Below are 19,642 nucleotides of genomic sequence, written 5' to 3' on the forward strand. Positions count from 1 at the left end.
CGAAACCCCAATTGCGAAAGCAGTTGGGGTTTTGTTTTGCCTGCGAGAAAGTTCGTACGGCAACATCGGACAGCTCCCGGCTGTCACAGTCACCTGACAATGCTAAGGTTCGGCCCTAGCTTTTGCATTTCTCCAAGGAAGCCCTTATGGCGGACGCCTCGTTCCTCAGTGCTGGTTTTATGGTGGTTCACGGCAACCGCCTGGACGAACTGCGTAGCCTGGTGGTCAGCTGGATGCGGCGTTATCCGCTTGCCCCCCTGGAAAATGAAATCGCTCTGGTGCAGAGCAATGGTATTGCCCAATGGCTGAAGCTGGCATTGGCCGAAGACCCTGAAGATGACGACATGGGCGGCTGTGGCATCGCTGCAGCCATTGATGTGCAGTTACCCGGCAGCTTTATGTGGCAACTTTATCGATCAGTGCTCGGGCGTGATGAAATTCCAGCGAAATCGTTGCTGGACAAGGCCCCTCTAACCTGGCGATTGATGCGCCTGTTGCCAGAGCTGATTGATCAACCACATTTCGAACCGCTGCAACGCTTCCTGACTCACGATACCGACCTGCGTAAACGCTATCAGCTCGCTGAGCGGCTTGCGGATCTGTTTGACCAGTATCAAGTGTACCGGGCGGACTGGCTGGAAGATTGGGCGGCGGGTCGCCATCAACTGCGTAACGGTAGAGGTGAGAGCAAGCCGCTCACTCCGGCCAACTGCTGGCAGGCTGAGTTGTGGCGTGCGCTGTTGCTGGACGTCGGTGAGCAAGGCATGGCGCAAAGCCGTGCAGGCGTTCACCAACGTTTCATCGAGACAATCACTGGCCTGGACACCGCACCTAAGGGATTACCTTCACGGGTGATCGTTTTCGGCATTTCTTCGCTACCTGCCCAAGCCCTGGAAGCACTCGCAGGATTAGCTCGCTTCAGCCAGGTTCTGCTCTGTGTGCATAACCCATGTCGTCACCACTGGGCAGACATCGTCGCCGATAAAGACCTTTTAAGGCATCAGTACAAGCGACAGGCGCGCAAGACCGGTATGCCGGTCGTACTTGACCCACAAACCCTGCATCAACATGCTCACCCGCTGCTGGCAGCCTGGGGCAAGCAAGGGCGGGACTACATCAACCTGCTCGACAGTTATGACGATCCCAACAGCTATCGATCAGCTTTTCGCGATGGACGTATCGACCTTTTCAGCGAAAGCCAGCCGTTGAACATGCTCAATCAATTGCAGGACGACATCCTCGAGTTGCGCCCGCTGAATGAAACCCGCTTGCTCTGGCCAGCAGTCGATCTGAAGCAGGACGAGTCGATCCGTTTTCACATTGCCCATAGCGCACAGCGTGAAGTGGAGATACTCCACGATCAGTTGCTCGCGCGCTTTAGCGCAGACCCGCAGTTGCGCCCACGCGATGTGATCGTGATGGTTCCGGACATCGACAGTTACGCTCCACACATCCGCGCCGTGTTCGGTCAACTTGAGCGGGAAGATCGGCGCTTTATCCCTTTCACGCTGACCGACCAGGGGCAGCGTGGTCGTGACCCGCTACTGATCGCGGTCGAGCATTTGCTTAAACTGCCTGACAGCCGTTTCCCGGTCAGCGAGATTCTCGACTTGTTGGATGTCCCGGCATTGCGCGCCCGATTTGGTGTAGAGGAGCGCGACCTGCCGACCTTGCATCGCTGGATCGAAGGGGCTGGCGTTCGCTGGGGTATGAACGCGGAACAGCGCGCCGGTCTTGGTTTACCAGATGAGCTTGAGCAAAACAGTTGGCGTTTTGGCTTGCGTCGCATGCTTCTGGGGTATGCCGTTGGCAGTGGTCATTCCTGCGAGGGCATTGAACCTTATGATGAAATTGGTGGACTGGACGCGGCACTGATCGGCCCATTGGTAGCTTTACTCGATGCTTTGCAGATCGCTCACGCAGAACTCACACAACCGGCATCGCCCGAGCAATGGGGGGGGCGTCTGCAAGCGTTGATGCAGCTATTTTTCCTGGCCAGCAATGAACATGACGACTATCTGCTGGCCCAACTCGAGTTGCTCCGCGAAACCTGGCTGGAGACCTGCGAATCGGTAGGCTTGCAGGACGAACTGCCGCTGACGGTGGTCCGTGAAGCATGGTTGGCCGATCTCGATCAGGGGCGTTTGTCCCAACGCTTCCTGGCCGGCGCAGTAAACTTCTGCACGCTGATGCCGATGCGTGCAATCCCGTTCAAACTCGTTTGCCTGCTGGGCATGAACGACGGTGATTATCCGCGTGCGCAACCGCCATTGGACTTCGATCTGATGGGCAGCGATTACCGCCCCGGTGATCGGTCACGGCGAGAGGATGACCGCTATCTATTGCTCGAAGCCGTGCTTTCGGCGCGGGATCAGCTTTACATCAGTTGGGTCGGGCGCAGTATTCGCGACAATAGTGAGCGCCCCGCATCGGTATTGATCGGTCAGTTGCGTGACCACTTGGCTAACGGCTGGAAACTCGCCGAAGGCACCAAGGAACTCCTTGAGGCGATGACCCAGGAACATCCGTTACAACCCTTCAGTGTCCGTTACTTCCATGAAGGCGATCAATTGTTCAGCTACGCCCGAGAATGGCAGCTGTTGCATGAGCAGCATGACCGCGCCCCAGCCTTGGAAGTGCTTGATGCTTATGTTCAGGAAGAGCCGCTGAGTCTTGGTCAACTACAGGATTTCCTGCGCAATCCCGTGCGGCATTTTTTCAGTCAGCGTCTCAAGGTGTTTTTCGAAGCGGCTGAAGCGCCCTTGGCGGATGAAGAGCCCTTCGTGCTTGATGCGTTGCAACGCTACAGCCTGAGCGACAGCCTGCTTGAAGCTGCACTGGCTAGCCCTGATCAACCTGAACAAGCTCTGAATGCACAGGCCAAAAGGTTACAGGACAGCGGCTTGCTGCCGATGGCCGGTTTCGGCGAGTGTTTGCAACGTGAGTTGATCGAGCCGCTACCGGATCTGCTGCAACGTTATCAACAGTTACTGGTGCTGTGGCCAACACCGCAAAACAGTGCTTTGCCGGTGACGCTCCAATTGCAGGGAGTGAGCCTGGAAGGCTGGCTCAGCGGTCTTCATCAACGCAGCGATGGCGGGTTGCTGGCTGTCACTACGATCCCCAACAGCATCGGTTCGATCAAGACCCGCAAGTGGCATCGGTTGATCCGCCCTTGGGTTAACCACCTGGTGGCTTGCGCGAGCGGCTTGTCGATGACTACAGGATTGGTGGCCAGTGACGATACCTTGCTGCTCGCCCCTATCGAGCAAGAAACCGCGCTGAAAACCCTGGGTAATCTGTTACAGGCCTGGCAATCGGGTATGCGCCAGCCATTGCCTATAGCGGTAAAAACGGCTTTCGCCTGGCTGGGACAGACTGATCCGCTCAAAGCTGAGGCTGCCGCTCGTAAAGCCTATGAAGGCGACGGTCAGACCACCGATGGCGAGCGCCGCGAAAGCCCTGCACTGGCTCGCCAGTTTGCCGATTACAACGCCCTGATTGCCGACGAAACCTTTGTCGATTGGTGTGACGCGCTCTACCGTCCGCTGCTCGAAGCCCCTTGGCGCTCATTGACCAGTGAGGAGTCGCACTCATGACAGCGAAAGTCCCTCTGGCATTAGCCTTCCCGCTTCGCGGTAGTCAACTGATCGAAGCCAGTGCCGGCACCGGCAAGACATTCACTATTTCCGCGCTCTACCTGCGGCTGGTGCTTGGTCACGGTGACGAGGCTGCGGGTTTTGGTCGTGAACTCCTGCCACCGCAAATCCTCGTGGTGACCTTTACTGATGCCGCGACCAAAGAGTTGCGCGAGCGGATCCGTACACGTCTTGCCGAGGCCGCGCGGTTTTTCCGCGACGAAACGCCAGCGCCCGACAGCCTGATTGCCGAGTTGCGTGGGCAGTTCAGTCCCGAACAGTGGTCTGGTTGTGCAAACCGTTTGGACATCGCCGCGCAGTGGATGGATGAGGCGGCAGTTTCGACGATTCACAGTTGGTGCCAACGGATGCTGCGCGAGCACGCGTTCGACAGTGGCAGTCTGTTCACCCAAACCCTCGAGGTTGATCACAGCGATCTGCTCGGTGAAGTCCTGCGCGATTACTGGCGGTTGTTTTGCTACCCGATGCAAGGTGATGCGCTGAACTGGGTTCGCAGTCATTGGGGCGGCCCGGCCGCCTTGCTTCCGCAGGTACGCGGATTGTTCGCCAGTGAGCGTGACAGCGATGAAGGGAAAGAACCTGCCGAGCTGATCACGGAGTGTCTGCAAGCTCGACGTGATGCGTTGCTGGAGCTCAAGGCGCCTTGGCGACAATGGCCGCATGAGTTGCGCGAGATCTGTCTGCAAGGCGTCGCCAGCAAGTCTGTCGACGGACGCAAGATGCAAGCGCGTTACTTCGAGCCCTGGTTCGAGAAAATCAGTGCCTGGGCCGAGGATGACAGCCTTGAACAACTGGATATTGGCACCGGCTTCACTCGTCTGACACCCGATGGCATGGCTGAGGCCTGGAAAGGTCAGGCACCAAGTCACCCCGGCCTGGACGCCATGCCCGGCCTGAAAGCCAGTCTCGATGCATTGCCGACCCCTGACGCGGCTGTCCTGAAACATGCTGCGCAGTGGGTGGGTGCACGCTTTGAAGAAGAGAAGCGTCGGCGTGCTGAAATGGGTTTCGACGACATGTTGCTGAGGCTCGATGCTGCATTGCGAGCCGAAGGTGGCGAGCGTCTGGCGACGTTGATTCGCGAGCAGTTTCCCGTCGCATTGATCGACGAATTCCAGGACACCGACCCGGTACAGTACCGGATCTTCGAGAGCATTTATCGCATTGAAGACAACAACCCCGAATGTGGGCTGTTTCTGATCGGCGACCCTAAACAAGCGATCTATGCCTTCCGCGGCGCCGATATCTACACCTACTTGCGCGCGCGTCAGGCAACGAGTGGCCGCTTGCATACCCTGGGCACCAACTTCCGCTCCAGTCACGGGATGGTCGATGCGGTGAACCACGTGTTCCAGCGTGCCGAAGCCCGTGAACAGGGGCGTGGAGCGTTTCTGTTTCGTGAAAAAAATGGCGAAAACCCGGTTCCATTTCTACCGGTCGAATCTCAAGGACGCAAAGAGTCTTTGCAGATCAATGGTCAGGCCGTACCCGCGTTGAATATCTGGCAGCTGTCCAGCGAGCAACCGTTGTCCGGTGTTGTGTACCGACAGCAACTGGCAGCAGCGTGCGCCAGTGAAATCACGGCATTGCTCAATGGCGGTCAGCAGGGGCGTGCGGGTTTTGGCCGGGGGGCAGAGGATCTGCAGGGGTTGCTACCGGCAGATATCGCGATTCTGGTTCGCGATGGTAAAGAGGCTCAGGCAGTACGTAACGAATTGTCCGCGCGGGGTGTGCGCAGTGTTTATCTATCGGACAAGGACTCGGTGTTCGCGGCTCAAGAGGCTCACGACCTGTTGAGTTGGCTAAAGGCCTGCGCCGAGCCGGATGTCGAGCGCCCGCTGCGTGCAGCGCTGGCCAGCATCACCTTGAACCTGTCCCTGAGAGAACTGGAGCGCTTGAACCAGGATGAGCTCGCCTGGGAGAAGCGCGTCATGCAGTTTCGTGAGTACCGGGTGATCTGGCGCAGTCAGGGCATCCTGCCAATGTTGCGCCGGTTGCTTCACGATTTCGAACTGCCTCAGGCCTTGATTGCTCGAAGCGATGGCGAGCGGGTACTGACCAACTTGCTGCACCTCTCGGAGCTGTTGCAACAAGCCGCCGCCGAGCTAGATGGTGAGCAAGCCCTGATTCGTCATTTGTCCGAGCATCTGGCGTTGTCCGGGCAGGCCGGCGAAGAGCAGATACTGCGTCTGGAAAGCGATGAGCAACTGGTCAAGGTAGTGACCATCCACAAGTCCAAAGGCCTTGAGTATCCGCTGGTTTTTCTGCCGTTCATTTGTTCGGCAAAACCGGTGGATGGCAGTCGCTTGCCGTTGCACTACCACGACGCGAACGGGCAAGCGCAGATAACGTTGAGCCCAACCCCCGAGCTGATTGCCTTGGCGGACGATGAGCGTCTGGCTGAAGACTTGCGTCTGCTTTATGTGGCCGTGACCCGTGCCCAGCATGCTTGCTGGCTGGGTGTCACCGACCTCAAACGCGGTAATAACAACAGCTCGGTACTGCACCTGTCGGCATTGGGCTATCTGCTGGGCGGCGGCGAGAAGCTGGCCGAATCGACGGCACTGAAGCGTTGGCTGGAAGACTTGCAGCAAAACTGCACGGCATTGAGCTATGGCGAGATGCCTGAAGCCACAACCGAACGCTTTCACCCGCCACGCAATGAGGCAACGTTGCTCGCACCGCTGATACCGAAGCGCAAGGCGGCCGAGAACTGGTGGATCGCCTCCTACAGTGCGTTGCGCATTGGCGATAGCCTGAGCGCCGGCAACGACGAGGCGCCGGAAAGCCCGCAAGCGCAAAAGCTTTTCGACGACGAGCGACTTGATCCCGAGGCGCCACGCGAAGTGCTCGCCAGCGGTGGTGATATCCATCGCTTCCCGCGCGGGCCGAATCCCGGGACTTTTCTCCATGGATTATTGGAGTGGGCGGGTGACGAAGGTTTCACCGTAGACCCGAAGTCCATTGAAAACGCCATTGCGCGCCGGTGCAACCGCCGTGGTTGGGAGGGCTGGATCAATACCCTGAGCGACTGGCTGCAGCACTTGTTGCAAGTGCCATTACGCATCGGTGCCGAACAACCCCCCGTGGTGTTCGAACAACTGACCGAGTACCGGGTCGAGATGGAGTTCTGGTTTGCCAGCCATAAAGTCGATGTGTTGAAACTCGACGAGCTGGTGCGCCAATTCACCCATGCCGGCGCTTCTCGTGTGGTTGCCGAACCCGTACTGCTTAATGGCATGTTCAAAGGTTTTATCGACCTGACGTTCGAGCACGCGGGGCGTTATTACGTCGCGGATTACAAATCGAACTGGCTCGGTGCCGACGATTCGGCCTATACCGAGCAGGCTATGGAACAGTCGATGCTCGATCATCGCTACGACCTGCAATACGTGTTGTATCTACTGGCGCTGCATCGCCAGCTCAAGGCACGACTTGCTGATTACGACTACGACCGGCACATGGGCGGTGCCTTGTATCTGTTCCTGCGCGGCATCCGGGCACCTGGCCAAGGCGTGTATTTCGCTCGTCCGCCACGGGAATTGATCGAACGTCTGGACCGGCTGTTCCAGGGGAAACCAGAACCCAAGCCTGAACCGGCCTGGGAACAGGGTGTATTGCTATGAGCCGTTCCTTTGCCGATTTGTTACCCACGCCGTTGACGGCCGAGAGCCTTGCGCAACTGACGCCGCTGAGCCGCGCCGATGACCTGTTGCTGTTACTCGAACGCTGGGTCGAGCGTGGCTGGCTTCGGGCGCTGGACAAAGCCTTTGTCGCCTTCCTTCACGAGCTGGCACCCGATGGCGATCCGCTGGTGTTGCTGGCGGCAGCCTTGACCAGCCATCAACTGGGGCACGGGCACGTGTGCCTCGATCTGTTCGAGACGCTCAAGGAGCCGGACTTCGCGCTTTCCCTGCCGCCGGAAGGCGATCTGCAGACCGGTACCCTGTTGTTGCCATCGCAATTGCTTGAAGCATTGGAGGGCGCTCACTGGTGCAAGGTCCTGGCGTCCAGCAGTCTTGTGGCGCTGGCTGCCGATGGGGGCGGCGAAGCAATGCAGCGTCCGTTGGTATTGTCCGGCAAGCGACTGTATCTACGCCGTTACTGGACGTACGAACGGCGCATCGACAGTGCGCTGCGCCAACGACTTATCGCCTATGAGCCAACGCCTGATGACCTGTCCGAACGCCTGAGCGGCCTGTTTGGCCAGGCCAGTTCCAGCGCGCAGATCGATTGGCAAAAACTCGCTTGTGCCCTGGCCACCCGTGGTGCATTCAGCATCGTTACGGGGGGGCCCGGAACCGGCAAAACCACCACGGTCGTGCGTTTGCTGGCCCTGCTCCAGGCGCCTGCCGTAGAGGCGGGCAAGCCACTGCGGATTCGACTTGCCGCACCCACGGGCAAGGCCGCCGCGCGGCTGACAGAGTCCATCAGTCAGCAAGTTCGCACACTGCAAGTCGCCGAGAGCGTCAGGGACAAAATCCCCTCTGACGTGACCACGGTCCACCGGCTGCTCGGCAGCCGGCCGGGTACCCGGCATTTTCGTCATCACGCCGGTAATCGCTTGCCGCTGGATGTGCTGGTGGTCGACGAAGCCTCGATGATCGACCTGGAGATGATGGCCAATCTGCTTGATGCGTTGCCGACGCATGCCCGGTTGGTCTTGCTCGGTGACAAGGATCAGTTGGCGTCGGTGGAGGCCGGCGCCGTTCTCGGTGATCTGTGCCGCGATGCCGAGGCCGGTTGGTACAGCCCGCAGACCCGCGACTGGTTGGAGGCCGTCAGTGGTGAAAGTCTTGGTTCCAGCGGTTTGCAGGAAGACACCGACGCCACTCACCCGCTGGCCCAGCAGGTCGTGATGCTGCGTCATTCGCGGCGATTTGGCGAAGGTAGCGACATTGGTCAACTGGCGCGCTGGGTCAATCAGCAGCAGGCCGATGAGGCCCGCAAGCTGCTGGCTGCCCGCAGTCATGCCGATCTTTTTTCGCTGGCCCTCAAGGGGGAGCAGGACAGGGCGCTGGAGCGTCTATTGCTCGAAGGCCAGGGCGAGGGTCCGCAGGGTTATCGGCATTACCTGAGTCTCTTGCGCAACCAGCGTCCGTCCTTCAACTCACTTCCCGACGATCCTTGCTGGATCGAGTGGGCACGCAATGTCTTGCAAGCCTTTGATGCGTTCCAACTGCTGTGTGCCGTGCGTAAGGGGCCATGGGGTGTCGAGGGGCTGAATCAGCGGATTACCGGCGCGCTGCTGAAGGCGCGACTGATTGACAGTGATCAGCAATGGTACGAAGGGCGTCCGGTGCTGATGACGCGCAACGATTATGGCCTGGGTCTGATGAACGGCGACATCGGTATCGCCCTGAAATTGCCTGAGCGCGATGGCCAGGAGGTTGGGCGCCAGGTGCTGCGCGTCGCTTTTGCGCGTAACGATGGTCAGGGTGGCGTGAGGTTTGTTCTGCCCAGCCGGCTCAATGACGTGGAAACCGTCTACGCCATGACCGTGCACAAGTCCCAAGGCTCCGAATTCGCCCACACGGCGTTGATCCTTCCCGATGCGCTGAACCCGGTGCTGACCAAAGAGCTGATCTACACCGGAATCACCCGCGCCAAGAACTGGTTCAGCCTGATCGAACCACGTACCGGGATTTTTGAAGAAGCCGTACGACGCAAGGTCAAGCGCTTGAGCGGGTTGATGCTGGAGCTGGGGTGAGCGGGTGCAGTGTGGTGGCGAGAGGATTTGACCTATCGCCACCAAGACCTGGCCTGCTCCGAGGTCTACTCCGCTGCCAGCAGCATTTCGGTCTGGGCGGTCAGGCCCATGAAGCGCCGGACTCGTTCCCCGGCCCGCGCATTGCGTATGGCGTACGGGCTTGCATCCAGCTGAATATTTCCGTTTTCCATGAAAATCACCCGATCGGAAATCGACATCGCGAAGTCCATCTCGTGGGTCACGATCAGCATGGTCATGCCTTCTTTGGCCAAATCGCGGATCACATTCAATACATCGCCCACCAGTTCCGGATCGAGGGCCGAAGTCGGTTCGTCGAACAGCATGATCTTCGGTTCCATGGCCAATGCCCGGGCAATCGCTACCCGTTGTTGCTGACCGCCGGAAAGCTGATGCGGATACTTGTGTGCGTGGGCCAGCAGTCCGACCTTGTCCAGCAGCGCATAGGCGCATTGTTCACTCAAGGGTTTTGCGCTGCCGTGGAAGCGCGGCGCCAGAGTAATGTTGTCGAGAATGCAGCGATGGGGGAACAGGTTGAAGTTCTGGAAAACCATCCCGATATGCCGCACGCCACTACGAACCTTCGCGCTGTTGGGGGTGTCGTTGGAACCGATGAAGCTTTCGCCAAATAGCATGATCTCGCCTTGATCAATACTTTCCAGTCCATTGATGGTGCGAATCAACGACGTTTTACCTGAGCCTGACGGGCCGATGATCGAAATCACCTGGCCACTGCCGACAGTCAGGTCGATGCCCTTGAGCACTTCGTGATTGCCATAGCGCTTGTGGATCTTCTCCAGTTGTAGAACCGGTACCGCACCGCGATTGACTGGGAGGCCGGCAGTGCTGGTCAGTGGTTGGGATTGGGCCTTGAGTCGGCTTACGGCGGTTTCGTCGAGGGTTTGCGGCTTGCGTTGGTTCAGATCCAGATGGTGTTCCAGTCGCTGCAAAAACCAGCCGAACACGCTGACGATAAACACGTAATACACCGCTACTGCGCCGAGGGTTTCCATGACCAGGAAGTTCTGCGCGTACAGGCGCTGGCCGACGGTCAGCAGTTCGGTCAGGGAGATCACCGAGATCAGCGACGTCAGTTTCACCACCGTGATGTATTCGTTGATCAAGGTCGGCAGGGAAATGCGAAAAGCCTGAGGAATCACGATCAAACGCTGCAAGCCCAGAAAGCCGATACCCAGCGCGCGCCCGGCCTCTTTCTGACCCTTGGCGACCGAAATCAGGCCACCGCGATGGATCTCTGCCATATACGCCGCTTCGGTGATCACCAGCGCGAACAACCCGGAGTAGAACGGGTTGGACAGGACCGAGCCGGTCATCGGGAACAACTGCGGCAGGTTGTAGACGAAGACCACCAGCACCAGCAGCGGAATGCTGCGGAAGAACCAGATATACGCGGTCGCCGGAAGTCTGAGCCAGGCCGAAGTCGACAGTTTGGCCGAGGCCAGCAGAAAGCCCAGCAGCATGCCGATGAACCAGGCCAGGGCACTGAGTTCGATTACGGTGACGCAGGCTTGCCAGAAGGCGGAGTCTGCGAACAGGGAGAAAAAGTACGACCAATCGAACTGCATAAGTACCTCGAACCGCATTGAAATCTTCGCGGGTAAGCCGCTCCCGAACAGGGAACGGTACTTTTGTAAGCGTGTGCTGGCCCGCGAAGGGGCGTCGCCTTAGTTGGACGCTTCTTCCAGGTTGTACTTCTTCAGAATAGCTGCGTAGTCACCGCTTTTTTTCGCGCCATCAAACGCCTTGAGCAGCGCCTGATAGGTCTCGTCATTGCCTTTCTTGACGAAGATGCCGAGGGTTTGCGGATAGACCAGATGCTGGGAGGTGACCACCACACGACCGTTGGTGTGTTCGGCGATCATCTTCGCTGCGCCGGCGATTTCCATTTGGGCCTGGATGTTTTTCGACAGCAGGGCCTGAGTCACTTCCGGTGCCGATGGGAACTCGCTGACAGTGATGGCGCCCTTGTTGTTCGGCACGCAATAGTCGGCCGAGAGTTTCTTCAATTGAGCGACCCAGGTGGTGCCTTGTTCCAGTCCGACTTTCAGGCCGCAGAGGTCTTCTGGGGTTTGTGCATTCAGCGTGCTGTCTTTCGGCGCCATGATTGCCGCGCCCGTTACGGCGTAGCCAATGGTCATCGCTTGAGTCTGACGCTCTGGCGTGATGTACATGCCAGAGATGATCGCGTCGTAGTGCCCGGAGTTCAGGCCGGAGATCAGATTGGGGAACTTGGTATCGACGAACTCAGCCTTGGCTTGCATCTGCTTGGCCAGGGCTTGAGCCAGTTCCGGATCGGAGCCGACGATATTCTTCTGGCTATCATAGGATTCGAACGGCGGGTAGGTGATTTCCATGCCGATTTTCAACTGACCCGGTGTGGCGGCGGAAGCCATGCTGGCAGTTGCACAGAACAGGCTGGCGGCGAGCAGGGACAAACGGGCAGCACGGTTATTTTTGTAAAGCATTTTCGGTGACTCCGATTAGAAAGTAGTGGCCGACAGCAATGATCAGGACGGTTGTGTCTGATTTTTCAGGTGCCCGAAGCTCGAAGGCTTACGCGCCTTCTCCGGCAACGTGATTTCTCCGTTTTCCACCCGCTTGCGCAGGTATTGGTAAGTCTGCAGCGCCTGGCTGTACATGTGTTCGCCAATGGCGATCTGCTCATACTCCTGCCCGGTCTTGGCGAAGCCCGGCAGGGGTTTGATCTGGGTATGGAAGTCGCAGGCATAGAACAGAGGGAAGGAGTAGCGCTCTTCGCTGACACTGCGGACACGGTGAGCCGTCGCAACGAATGCACCCGCGGTCATGACTTCGAGCATGTCGCCGATGTTCACCACGAACGCCCCTGGAATAGGCGGTGCATCGATCCACTGGCCAAGATTGTTCATCACCTCCAGCCCGGGTTTGTCAGCCAGCAAAATGGTGAAGCACTCGTAGTCGGTATGTGCACCAATCCCAGGTGCATCCTGAGCCGTGCCGTCGAACGGGTAGTGGATCAGCCGCAGCTTCGAGGGCGGCCGGGTGACCATGCTGTCGAAATAGTCCTCCTCCAGGCCCAATGCCAGGGCGAAGCCACCGAACAGCCGTCGACCGAGGGCGAAGATCGCGGCGTAGTAGGCCTGTACGGCTTCCTTGAAACCTGGCAACGATGGCCATTCATTCGGTCCGAGCAGCGGAGTGTTAGCCAGCACCAGCGGATCGTTTTCCGGGACTTCGAAGCCGATGTCGAAGGCTTCCTTATGATCCGGTTTGCCCTTGGCGTAAACCTCTTCACCTTCCGGGACAAAGCCCTTGTGAGTCTTCGAGGTGCCGATGTAGTGCTGCATCTTGGTTTCCAGGGACTGATCGAAATAGTCCTTGGCTGCCTGGCGCAAGTTGGTGATCAACTGCGGATCGATGCCGTGGCTGGTGATATAGAGAAAGCCGACGTCACTGGCGGTCACCCCGAGCTGCTCTGCGACGACCAGCCGATGTTCCCGTTCGATGCTGAACAGGCCGGCGATATCCACCACCGGAATGCTCTTGAAGTTCGCTTGGGGCGTAGTGTTATTGATCTGCTCAGACATGTTGCAAGCACCTCACGCGAGGGTTGAGTGATTGAAGCGATCGAAGTGTTCGCGCTCTGTGTTGGCCATCCAGATATTCAGCGACCACAGGTCGGCGACCGGCACATTGGTGAAGGGCAAGTGGTGCAAATAGCCGTCGGCACCAAACTCTGGCGTCAGGGTGCTGACCTGATAGCCGCGAGCCTGCTGGGAGCGCCAGATGGCTTCCCAGTGCTGTTGATGGAAGGCCAGTTCCCGGGCGTATTCCGGGGCGGCGGGATGGGGAACCTGCGGGCCTTGGTCATAGCCCACCCGGGCCTGGATATGGTGCACGCGCTCGACGAAGGCACTCAGGTCATCCGCCGGATCATTCAACAACCGTTCGCACGTAACGACCCAATGGCTGATATCGCTGGTGAACCGCAAGTCGGGTAGCTGCCGGATAAGTTCAAGCGTCAGCCAAGGGTTGAACAGTGAACGTGAGCGGTGGGTTTCGAAGCTGCAGAATTGCCCGTGCTTGCGTGCAAGCGTCATGGCCTGGCCGAAGAATTCCACCTGCTGCGCCAGCGGCCAGCGATCATTGCCGGCCAGCACATTGATGAAGCGTGGATTGAGCTCCGCAGCCCAAGCGAGTTTTTTGTCCAGATCAAGAAGGTGTTCGGTGGGCGACGCGGATTGTTCCGGCAGCACGTCATAGGCGGTAAACACGGTGCTGATGTAAGCCAGTTCATTGGCCTTTAGAAAGGCGCCGAACTCGGCTCGCTCGCGGACTTCCAGCGGCAGGCGAGCTTCCATGCCATCGAAGCCGGCTTTCACCAACTCATCGAGTGCCTGGGCCTTGCTCGCGCTATAGCCCCAGAGGGTACGGAATATTTCCAGTTTCATCGGTGAACCTCCACGACGCCTTCAACTACTCAAGGCTCGACGCCGGTGCATGACCGAATCGAGCTGTTATGGCAGTAGCAAAAGGTTTTCATGAGTCGGATCTCGGTGGATCCGTTCTCACTTACGTCGCTGTCAGCTTTTATTGTTATTAGGACCGCGGTGCGGTTACAGGTCACGTTGGTGCCGATGGTAGACATGGTGTGAAACAGAGAAAAATAGGAAACCCCAAATTGTTACTTCAGGATTTTATAAACAAATAGGCGCCTATCAATGCTCGCTGTTTTCGTGAGCATTTCACCGGATATGCTATCGTTGCGGCATCATCCATGACGATCAACGAGAGTTCCCGCATGAAGCTGGCTGTCTGGACGACAGAACGCATTGCTGGCTGGAAGCAGCTGCTGCTGGCCGGCCTTTTCTGTTTGTTGAGCCTCCCTGTTTTCGCCGAGCTGCAGGCCCCGGTGAGCATGGCTGATCAGCGCGCCATGTCGGTCACTCAAGTGGTGTTGGGAATCCTCAGCTACGCACGCTGGCCAGTGGAGCCAGCGCAATTGCGTTTGTGCGTGGTCGGTCCCACCGAGTACACCGACGATTTGGTCAAAGGTACCACTCAAGCCACGGGTCGCCCGGTGGTCGTTCGGCGACTGTTGGCCAATTACCCGGCGATCGCCAGTGAGTGTGACGCAATCTACATCGGCAAACTGACCAATGAAGAGCGCAGCACGCTCTTCGCTTCATTGACAGGCCATCCGGTGCTGAGTATCAGCGAGGGGGGCGACCAATGCACGGTAGGCAGTCTGTTCTGCCTGCGGGTCAGTGACAATCAAGTCTCGTTTGAGGTCAACCTCGACTCGGTGGCCCGCAGTGGTGTGCGCATTCACCCCAGCGTCTTGCAACTCTCTCGCCGTAAAGCGGCGGCCCCATGAGCCTGTTCAGGTCCGGCAACCGCCCAACTTTGCAATCGGTCATTGGCCGTGGACACTTGATCGTTGCGCTGGTTGGAGTGGCCATGGCCAGTCTGTCCCTGACCCTGCTCGGGGTACTGGCCTTGCGGGTGTATGCCGATCACAACCTGCAGCTAATTGCTCGTTCGATCAATTACACGGTGGAAGCTGCAGTGGTGTTCAACGACAGCGCGGCGGCGACCGAAGCACTGGCGCTGATCGCGTCCACAGAAGAAGTGGCTGATGCCCAGGTGTTCGATGAAAAGGGCCAACTGCTCGCTCGTTGGCAGCGACCGGAAACCGGTCTGGTTTCCGAACTGGAAATGCAGATCGCCCGATCGCTTCTGGAAAAGCCCATCAACATACCGATCCTCCATCAAGGTCAGAAAATCGGCAGCATCCTGCTGATTGGGCATGGCGGCAGTCTGATGCGCTTTTTGCTCAGCGGTCTGGCCGGGATTGTCTTGTGTACGGCAGTTAGCGCCTGGGTCGCGTTGTATCTGGCACGACGTCAACTACGAGGGATTACCGGCCCACTGCGCAGCCTGGCCGAGGTCGCTCACGCAGCGCGCCAGGAGCGAGCCTTCGATCGTCGCGTGCCGCCGGCGAAAATTGCCGAACTCAACAGCCTTGGCAACGACTTCAATGCCTTGCTTGATGAGCTGGAGTCCTGGCAAACCCACCTGCAAAGCGAAAACGAAACGCTGGCCCACCAGGCCAGTCATGACAGCCTCACCGGTTTGCCGAATCGGGCGTTTTTCGAAGGTCGACTGATTCGCGCGTTACGCAATGCCAACAAACACGATGAACGGGTTGCCGTGCTGTTTCTCGATAGCGATCGGTTCAAGGGTATCAATGACAACTTCGGCCACGCTGCTGGCGATGCCGTGCTGGTTGCCGTGGCAACCCGAGTCCGGGCGCAATTGCGTGAAGAGGATCTGGTCGCGCGCCTGGGGGGCGATGAGTTTGCTGTGCTGTTGACGCCGTTGCACAACACCGAAGACGCCGAACGAATTGCCGAAAAGATCATCGCCAGCATGGAGCTGCCGGTTCAGTTGCCGGGCGATACCCAGGTGTTGACCTCACTCAGCGTTGGCATCGCCATTTATCCTGATCATGGCGCTACGCCGGGTACACTGCTCGATGCCGCCGATGCGGCAATGTATCAAGCCAAACGTCTCGCTCGAGGCGGGCAATACACGGCAGGGTCGGAGCACCTTGTCGCCAACGTTCAAACCAGGAGTTAACAGCCTTGTTTTCACTGACCCAGCGTTCCCTGCGATTCTTTACCTTTACCTTGCTCATGGCCGTGCTGGCATTGACCGGATGCCAAACTGCACCGCAAAAAGGCCTCACACCGGCGCAGATCACGGTGCTCAAGCAACAGGGTTTCGAATTGACCGAGGAGGGCTGGGCCTTCGGTTTGTCGGGCAAGGTGCTGTTTGGCAGCGACGTTGATCACCTGAACGCGCAAAGTACCGAAATCGTCGAGCGAATCGGCAAGGCGTTGCACGGTGCCGGCATTGAGCGCGTGCGGGTCGATGGTCACACCGATACGTCGGGTAAAGAAGCCTATAACGAGCAGCTTTCCCTTCGCCGCGCCAAGAGTGTCGGCGAAGTGCTGACCAGCGTTGGCATGCACGAGGAGAACATTCGACTGCGCGGCCTTGGCAGCGCCGAGCCGGTGGCATCCAACACCACCACCACCGGACGCACCGAGAATCGCCGGGTATCGATTGTGGTGAGCACCGACTAGTCAGCGAAGTGCATCGTTCGGGGTCGCCGCATCAATAGCGCCTGATTCCGCTCGGTCACGGCGCTGATGCGTTTGCATGTCATAAGCCGGGTGTGTCCCGGTTACTATCGACGTGTCTTAACTCTGATTCATTCGATAGACCATTGCGCTCCAGTAACGGTTGCCATTGCGTTTCTGGCGAGTCCATCCGGCAGCCTCCAACTGCTTGGCGATCATTCGATTCATGAATCCATGACCGAGCAACAGGACCGGTCCTGCGCTCGCAAGGGATCGAAGTTGTTGAGCGGCCTCGTTGGCCCGAATCCTGGCCTGACGGACAGACTCTACCGTCCCTGAGAAGCCGCATAACCATGAGACTCGAAGGATAAATGCCCACGTAAACGGTGAAAGACGTGGCAGTGTCCAGCGACCATGGGGCAGCTGCGCCTCGCAGAAAATCGCATCTACCAGTGTGGGCTGAAGGCCCAGCGCCCGAACGGATGTCAGAGCCCGAGGCGCACTGCTCGATACGATCACTTGGGCGGTAGCGGCCAGTTGCACACTCACCTCTGGGGCGGGCTGGTTGATGATTTCGGATAGGTTGTATTGCTCGATCCAGCGTTTCATATCAAGCGCTGAAACCTTGTTGACCACGGCCAGATTCGGCTGCCCATGGCGCATCAGGATGATCTCCCTGCTCATTGTGCTTACGTCCTTGTCTTACTGCCCCAGGAGTGCAGAGAATGCACCCGGCGGGCATTTTAAGCCACGGCAGATTGCAGCGAAGATATCTGCAATCCAATCCCAGGCTGCGCCGGGGGAGTTCATACCGTTTTGCCATCGTGGCCTCCTGGCTGTGATGGCGCGGGATTCTACAGAAGTCGATATTTCAAGGGATTTAGTAGAGAGCCGAGACTAGTCGTCTGATTAATCGCTTACGGAGTCCGGTGATGTATTGAAAGGATTAATACTCTCCAATACAGAAACCTCTTTAGGATTAACGAGCATAGAATAGACGGAGCAGCTGGACGCGAGGACTGGAATTCCTTAATGATAGGAAGAGTGCGCAATCGTCATGGCTATATCAACGCAAACAAGCGCTATTTTAAACAGGTGTCTATTGGCATACTGACTACCTTGCTGTCGGCCGGTGTCGCTGAAAGTTTCGCAGAGGATAAGGAAGATAAAGGAATGCAGAGTATTCAGTTTCGAAAGGTAATTGACCTCAGTCACATCATTACCCCATCCATACCACTTTGGCCTCACGACCCTCCGGTCACATTCGATGTGGTGGCCTCCCATAAAAAAGACGGTTGCTACCTGCGGCGCTTTGGTATCGGTGAGCACAGTGCAACCCACATGAGCGCGCCCAATAGTTTTCATCCCAATGCTATTGGGATTGATGGTTATCAGCCGGAGTCCCTGGTTCGACCGGCTGTTATGATTGATCTACGAGCTCAAACCCGGGATAACCCTGACTATGTGATCGGCATTCAAGATCTCGAAAAATGGGAGCACGATCATGGTCGCATCGACCAAGGTTCTGTTGTGCTGTTTTATACCGGGTGGCAAGCCCTGTGGAACGATCCTAAACGCTTTATCAATCAAGATGCTCAAGGCCCACACTTTCCGGGTGTCGGCGCCGCAACGGCAAAATTTCTGCTTGAAGAACGCCAGATTGCGGGCGTCGGTATCGATACGCATGGAGCTGATCCAGGGCAGGACACGGTATTCGCCACTAATAGTCAGGTTCTGGCGAAAGATGGAATCGTTCTAGAGTGCCTGACTAACCTGGATCAGCTTCCAGCGAAAGGCACAACACTGGTCATTGGCGTGCTTCGGCTGAAAGATGGGTCGGGGTCTCCTGCTTCCGTGATGGCGTTTGTACCCTGAGTCCATTTTAACTTGAGATAATATTAACTAACGGAGTGTTGGTGTGGAACGGCTGTTGGCAGATGGTTGCGCGCTGAAGTACCTTGGTCAAGGTTTGAAAGCTCGCCGGTTTAGTTAAAAGGATGGTCAGATGCAACGCAATTGAGTGGTCAAGTTCACGCAATTACGCAACGAAGACAAACAGATGATTCTTATCTGTCTGAGTTAGGGTTCGATTAGCGTAAAGCCGAGCAATTGCGAGCTACTGACGCGGCTACCTGATTTCCTTGAAGGGCTGTCAGTCAGCGAAGTACATCGTTCGGGTTTCACCCATCAATAGCGCCTGATTCTGCTCGGTCACGGCGCGGATGTAATCCCACAACAACGTGATCCGCTTGAGCTTGCGCAAGTCCTCGCGGCAGTACATCCAGAACTTCAAGGAAATCAGGTTAACCCAATGATTACAGGGGCTAACCGTTATGAACCTCCTTGAAGTTCAACCTGCTGTTACAAGCACCGTTACAAGTCTCGCTTTTCCCGTAAGGCCGACCACAAGGCTTGCTAAGCCGTATCACTACAGACGCAACGGTATTTACTACATGCGTCTCAGGGCGACAGGTAGCACGACCGAGGCTGCTGCGGTTTCTCTCAAGACCAGCAACAGAAGGGCTGCTATGGATGCCTCAGAGCAGCTCTCAGGCTTTGTCAGGGCGTTCCATTTGGAGAACCCAGAGGCTTCGTGGAGCAAGCTGAAGGAACATTTCCGTGGTGTCTCGGTGGAGCTGTTTGAGTCTGGACGTGATGGCGACGTTACGCAGGTGTGGGGCGGTTTTCACGATAGCAACTCTGGACCTATGGGTGTCTCAACCAGACCCCTGAAGCCTTCTGTGTCGCTATCTGTATTAGCTCCCGCAACGACCTTTGAGGCGCTTTCCGCTCTCTACTTGGCCGACCGTGGGCAAGACCAAAAGACCTCAACGCTGAAGGAAACCAAGATTTGCCACGGGACAATCTCTGTGGCTCTCGGTGAGCTGGACATGCGGACTCACTCACGGGCTGACCTCGTGGCTCTGCGTGATCGTCTTTCAGATGGGCGCATGCCTTCAACGGTCAATAAGCTGCTCGTCAAACTGTCAGCAGTCCTTGCATGGGCAGTTGATAACGGTCACATACCCAAGTCATATGACAAGAAGCTGAAGCTCACTGAACGAGCCCCATGAAAGACAGGACACCGTTTCCCCCTTACGATAAGG

At 57.5% G+C, this 19,642-nt stretch carries 13 protein-coding genes and 1 pseudogene; 8 read left to right on the top strand and 6 right to left on the bottom strand.

The annotated features are described in order from the left end of the window. The first annotated feature begins 146 nt into the window (after positions 1 to 146). Genes recC through recD form a run of 3 tightly spaced genes read left to right on the top strand, consistent with a single transcriptional unit; the run spans position 147 to position 9,369 of the window. Positions 147 to 3,599 (top strand): exodeoxyribonuclease V subunit gamma, encoded by a 3,453-nt coding sequence (gene recC, locus BK658_RS29285; RefSeq protein ID WP_123585349.1) that lies wholly within the window; start codon positions 147 to 149, stop codon positions 3,597 to 3,599. After that, positions 3,596 to 7,285: an exodeoxyribonuclease V subunit beta gene (recB, locus tag BK658_RS29290; RefSeq protein WP_123585350.1), complete on the top strand. Its 3,690-nt coding sequence runs from the start codon at positions 3,596 to 3,598 to the stop codon at positions 7,283 to 7,285. Before recC ends, recB begins: the two co-directional genes overlap by 4 nt. After that, a complete protein-coding gene (gene recD / locus BK658_RS29295; protein WP_123585351.1) occupies positions 7,282 to 9,369 on the top strand; it encodes an exodeoxyribonuclease V subunit alpha in 2,088 nt (695 codons plus the stop codon). The genes recB and recD overlap by 4 nt, the downstream gene beginning before the upstream one ends. Before the next feature lie 65 nt (positions 9,370 to 9,434). Here recD and BK658_RS29300 read toward each other — a convergent pair whose 3' ends face one another. The 4 genes from BK658_RS29300 to BK658_RS29315 all read right to left on the bottom strand — a co-directional run bounded on the left by BK658_RS29300 (position 9,435) and on the right by BK658_RS29315 (position 13,838). Then, positions 9,435 to 10,973 (bottom strand): amino acid ABC transporter permease/ATP-binding protein, encoded by a 1,539-nt coding sequence (locus BK658_RS29300; protein WP_123585352.1) that lies wholly within the window; start codon positions 10,971 to 10,973, stop codon positions 9,435 to 9,437. A 99-nt stretch (positions 10,974 to 11,072) separates the two neighbouring features. After that, positions 11,073 to 11,873 carry an ABC transporter substrate-binding protein gene (locus tag BK658_RS29305; RefSeq protein ID WP_123585353.1) on the bottom strand — a complete coding sequence of 267 codons (801 nt, stop codon included), beginning with the start codon at positions 11,871 to 11,873 and terminating at the stop codon, positions 11,073 to 11,075. 42 nt (positions 11,874 to 11,915) lie between these two features. After that, entirely contained in the window at positions 11,916 to 12,974 is a 1,059-nt protein-coding gene (locus tag BK658_RS29310) for an isopenicillin N synthase family dioxygenase (RefSeq protein WP_123585354.1), read from the bottom strand. 12 nt (positions 12,975 to 12,986) lie between these two features. Then, positions 12,987 to 13,838 carry a sugar phosphate isomerase/epimerase family protein gene (locus BK658_RS29315; RefSeq protein WP_123585355.1) on the bottom strand — a complete coding sequence of 284 codons (852 nt, stop codon included), beginning with the start codon at positions 13,836 to 13,838 and terminating at the stop codon, positions 12,987 to 12,989. 350 nt (positions 13,839 to 14,188) lie between these two features. On the opposite strand from BK658_RS29315, the gene yfiR reads away from it, so the two are divergent. Genes yfiR through yfiB form a run of 3 tightly spaced genes read left to right on the top strand, consistent with a single transcriptional unit; the run spans position 14,189 to position 16,538 of the window. Further along, entirely contained in the window at positions 14,189 to 14,764 is a 576-nt protein-coding gene (gene yfiR, locus BK658_RS29320; RefSeq protein WP_123585356.1) for a regulatory sequestration protein YfiR, read from the top strand. Beyond that, a complete protein-coding gene (dgcN, locus tag BK658_RS29325) occupies positions 14,761 to 16,029 on the top strand; it encodes a diguanylate cyclase DgcN/YfiN (RefSeq protein WP_123585357.1) in 1,269 nt (422 codons plus the stop codon). The genes yfiR and dgcN overlap by 4 nt, the downstream gene beginning before the upstream one ends. Before the next feature lie 5 nt (positions 16,030 to 16,034). Further along, on the top strand, positions 16,035 to 16,538 hold the full coding sequence (gene yfiB, locus BK658_RS29330) for an outer membrane lipoprotein YfiB (protein WP_185019924.1): 504 nt from the start codon (positions 16,035 to 16,037) through the stop codon (positions 16,536 to 16,538). Positions 16,539 to 16,655: 117 nt separating this feature from the next. Here the strand turns inward: yfiB and BK658_RS29335 are convergent, their stop codons facing one another. Continuing rightward, positions 16,656 to 17,219 (bottom strand): histidine phosphatase family protein, encoded by a 564-nt coding sequence (locus BK658_RS29335; protein WP_123585358.1) that lies wholly within the window; start codon positions 17,217 to 17,219, stop codon positions 16,656 to 16,658. 360 nt (positions 17,220 to 17,579) lie between these two features. Between BK658_RS29335 and BK658_RS29340 the strand changes: the two genes are divergently transcribed. Further along, positions 17,580 to 18,410, top strand: a complete 831-nt coding sequence (locus BK658_RS29340) for a cyclase family protein (RefSeq protein WP_259740168.1) — start codon at positions 17,580 to 17,582, stop codon at positions 18,408 to 18,410. 277 nt (positions 18,411 to 18,687) lie between these two features. Here BK658_RS29340 and BK658_RS29345 read toward each other — a convergent pair. Beyond that, a pseudogene (locus tag BK658_RS29345) lies at positions 18,688 to 18,834 on the bottom strand (LysR family transcriptional regulator); the annotation flags it as partial. A gap of 34 nt (positions 18,835 to 18,868) precedes the next feature. Between BK658_RS29345 and BK658_RS29350 the strand changes: the two are divergent. Then, on the top strand, positions 18,869 to 19,609 hold the full coding sequence (locus BK658_RS29350) for a hypothetical protein (protein WP_185019925.1): 741 nt from the start codon (positions 18,869 to 18,871) through the stop codon (positions 19,607 to 19,609). The last annotated feature ends 33 nt before the right edge of the window (positions 19,610 to 19,642 follow it).

Origin of the sequence: Pseudomonas brassicacearum (assembly GCF_003732175.1) — a bacterium.
Taxonomy (GTDB): domain Bacteria; phylum Pseudomonadota; class Gammaproteobacteria; order Pseudomonadales; family Pseudomonadaceae; genus Aquipseudomonas; species Aquipseudomonas brassicacearum_G.

Excerpts from the sequence above, each read along its gene's own strand:
- BK658_RS29350 (WP_185019925.1), top strand. The coding sequence starts at position 18,869 with ATGAACCTCCTTGAAGTTCAACCTGCTGTTACAAGCACCGTTACAAGT.
- dgcN (WP_123585357.1), top strand. The coding sequence starts at position 14,761 with ATGAGCCTGTTCAGGTCCGGCAACCGCCCAACTTTGCAATCGGTCATT.
- BK658_RS29310 (WP_123585354.1), bottom strand. The coding sequence starts at position 12,974 with ATGTCTGAGCAGATCAATAACACTACGCCCCAAGCGAACTTCAAGAGC.
- BK658_RS29300 (WP_123585352.1), bottom strand. The coding sequence starts at position 10,973 with ATGCAGTTCGATTGGTCGTACTTTTTCTCCCTGTTCGCAGACTCCGCC.
- recC (WP_123585349.1), top strand. The coding sequence starts at position 147 with ATGGCGGACGCCTCGTTCCTCAGTGCTGGTTTTATGGTGGTTCACGGC.
- BK658_RS29305 (WP_123585353.1), bottom strand. The coding sequence starts at position 11,873 with ATGCTTTACAAAAATAACCGTGCTGCCCGTTTGTCCCTGCTCGCCGCC.
- recB (WP_123585350.1), top strand. The coding sequence starts at position 3,596 with ATGACAGCGAAAGTCCCTCTGGCATTAGCCTTCCCGCTTCGCGGTAGT.
- yfiR (WP_123585356.1), top strand. The coding sequence starts at position 14,189 with ATGAAGCTGGCTGTCTGGACGACAGAACGCATTGCTGGCTGGAAGCAG.
- recD (WP_123585351.1), top strand. The coding sequence starts at position 7,282 with ATGAGCCGTTCCTTTGCCGATTTGTTACCCACGCCGTTGACGGCCGAG.
- BK658_RS29335 (WP_123585358.1), bottom strand. The coding sequence starts at position 17,219 with ATGAGCAGGGAGATCATCCTGATGCGCCATGGGCAGCCGAATCTGGCC.
- BK658_RS29315 (WP_123585355.1), bottom strand. The coding sequence starts at position 13,838 with ATGAAACTGGAAATATTCCGTACCCTCTGGGGCTATAGCGCGAGCAAG.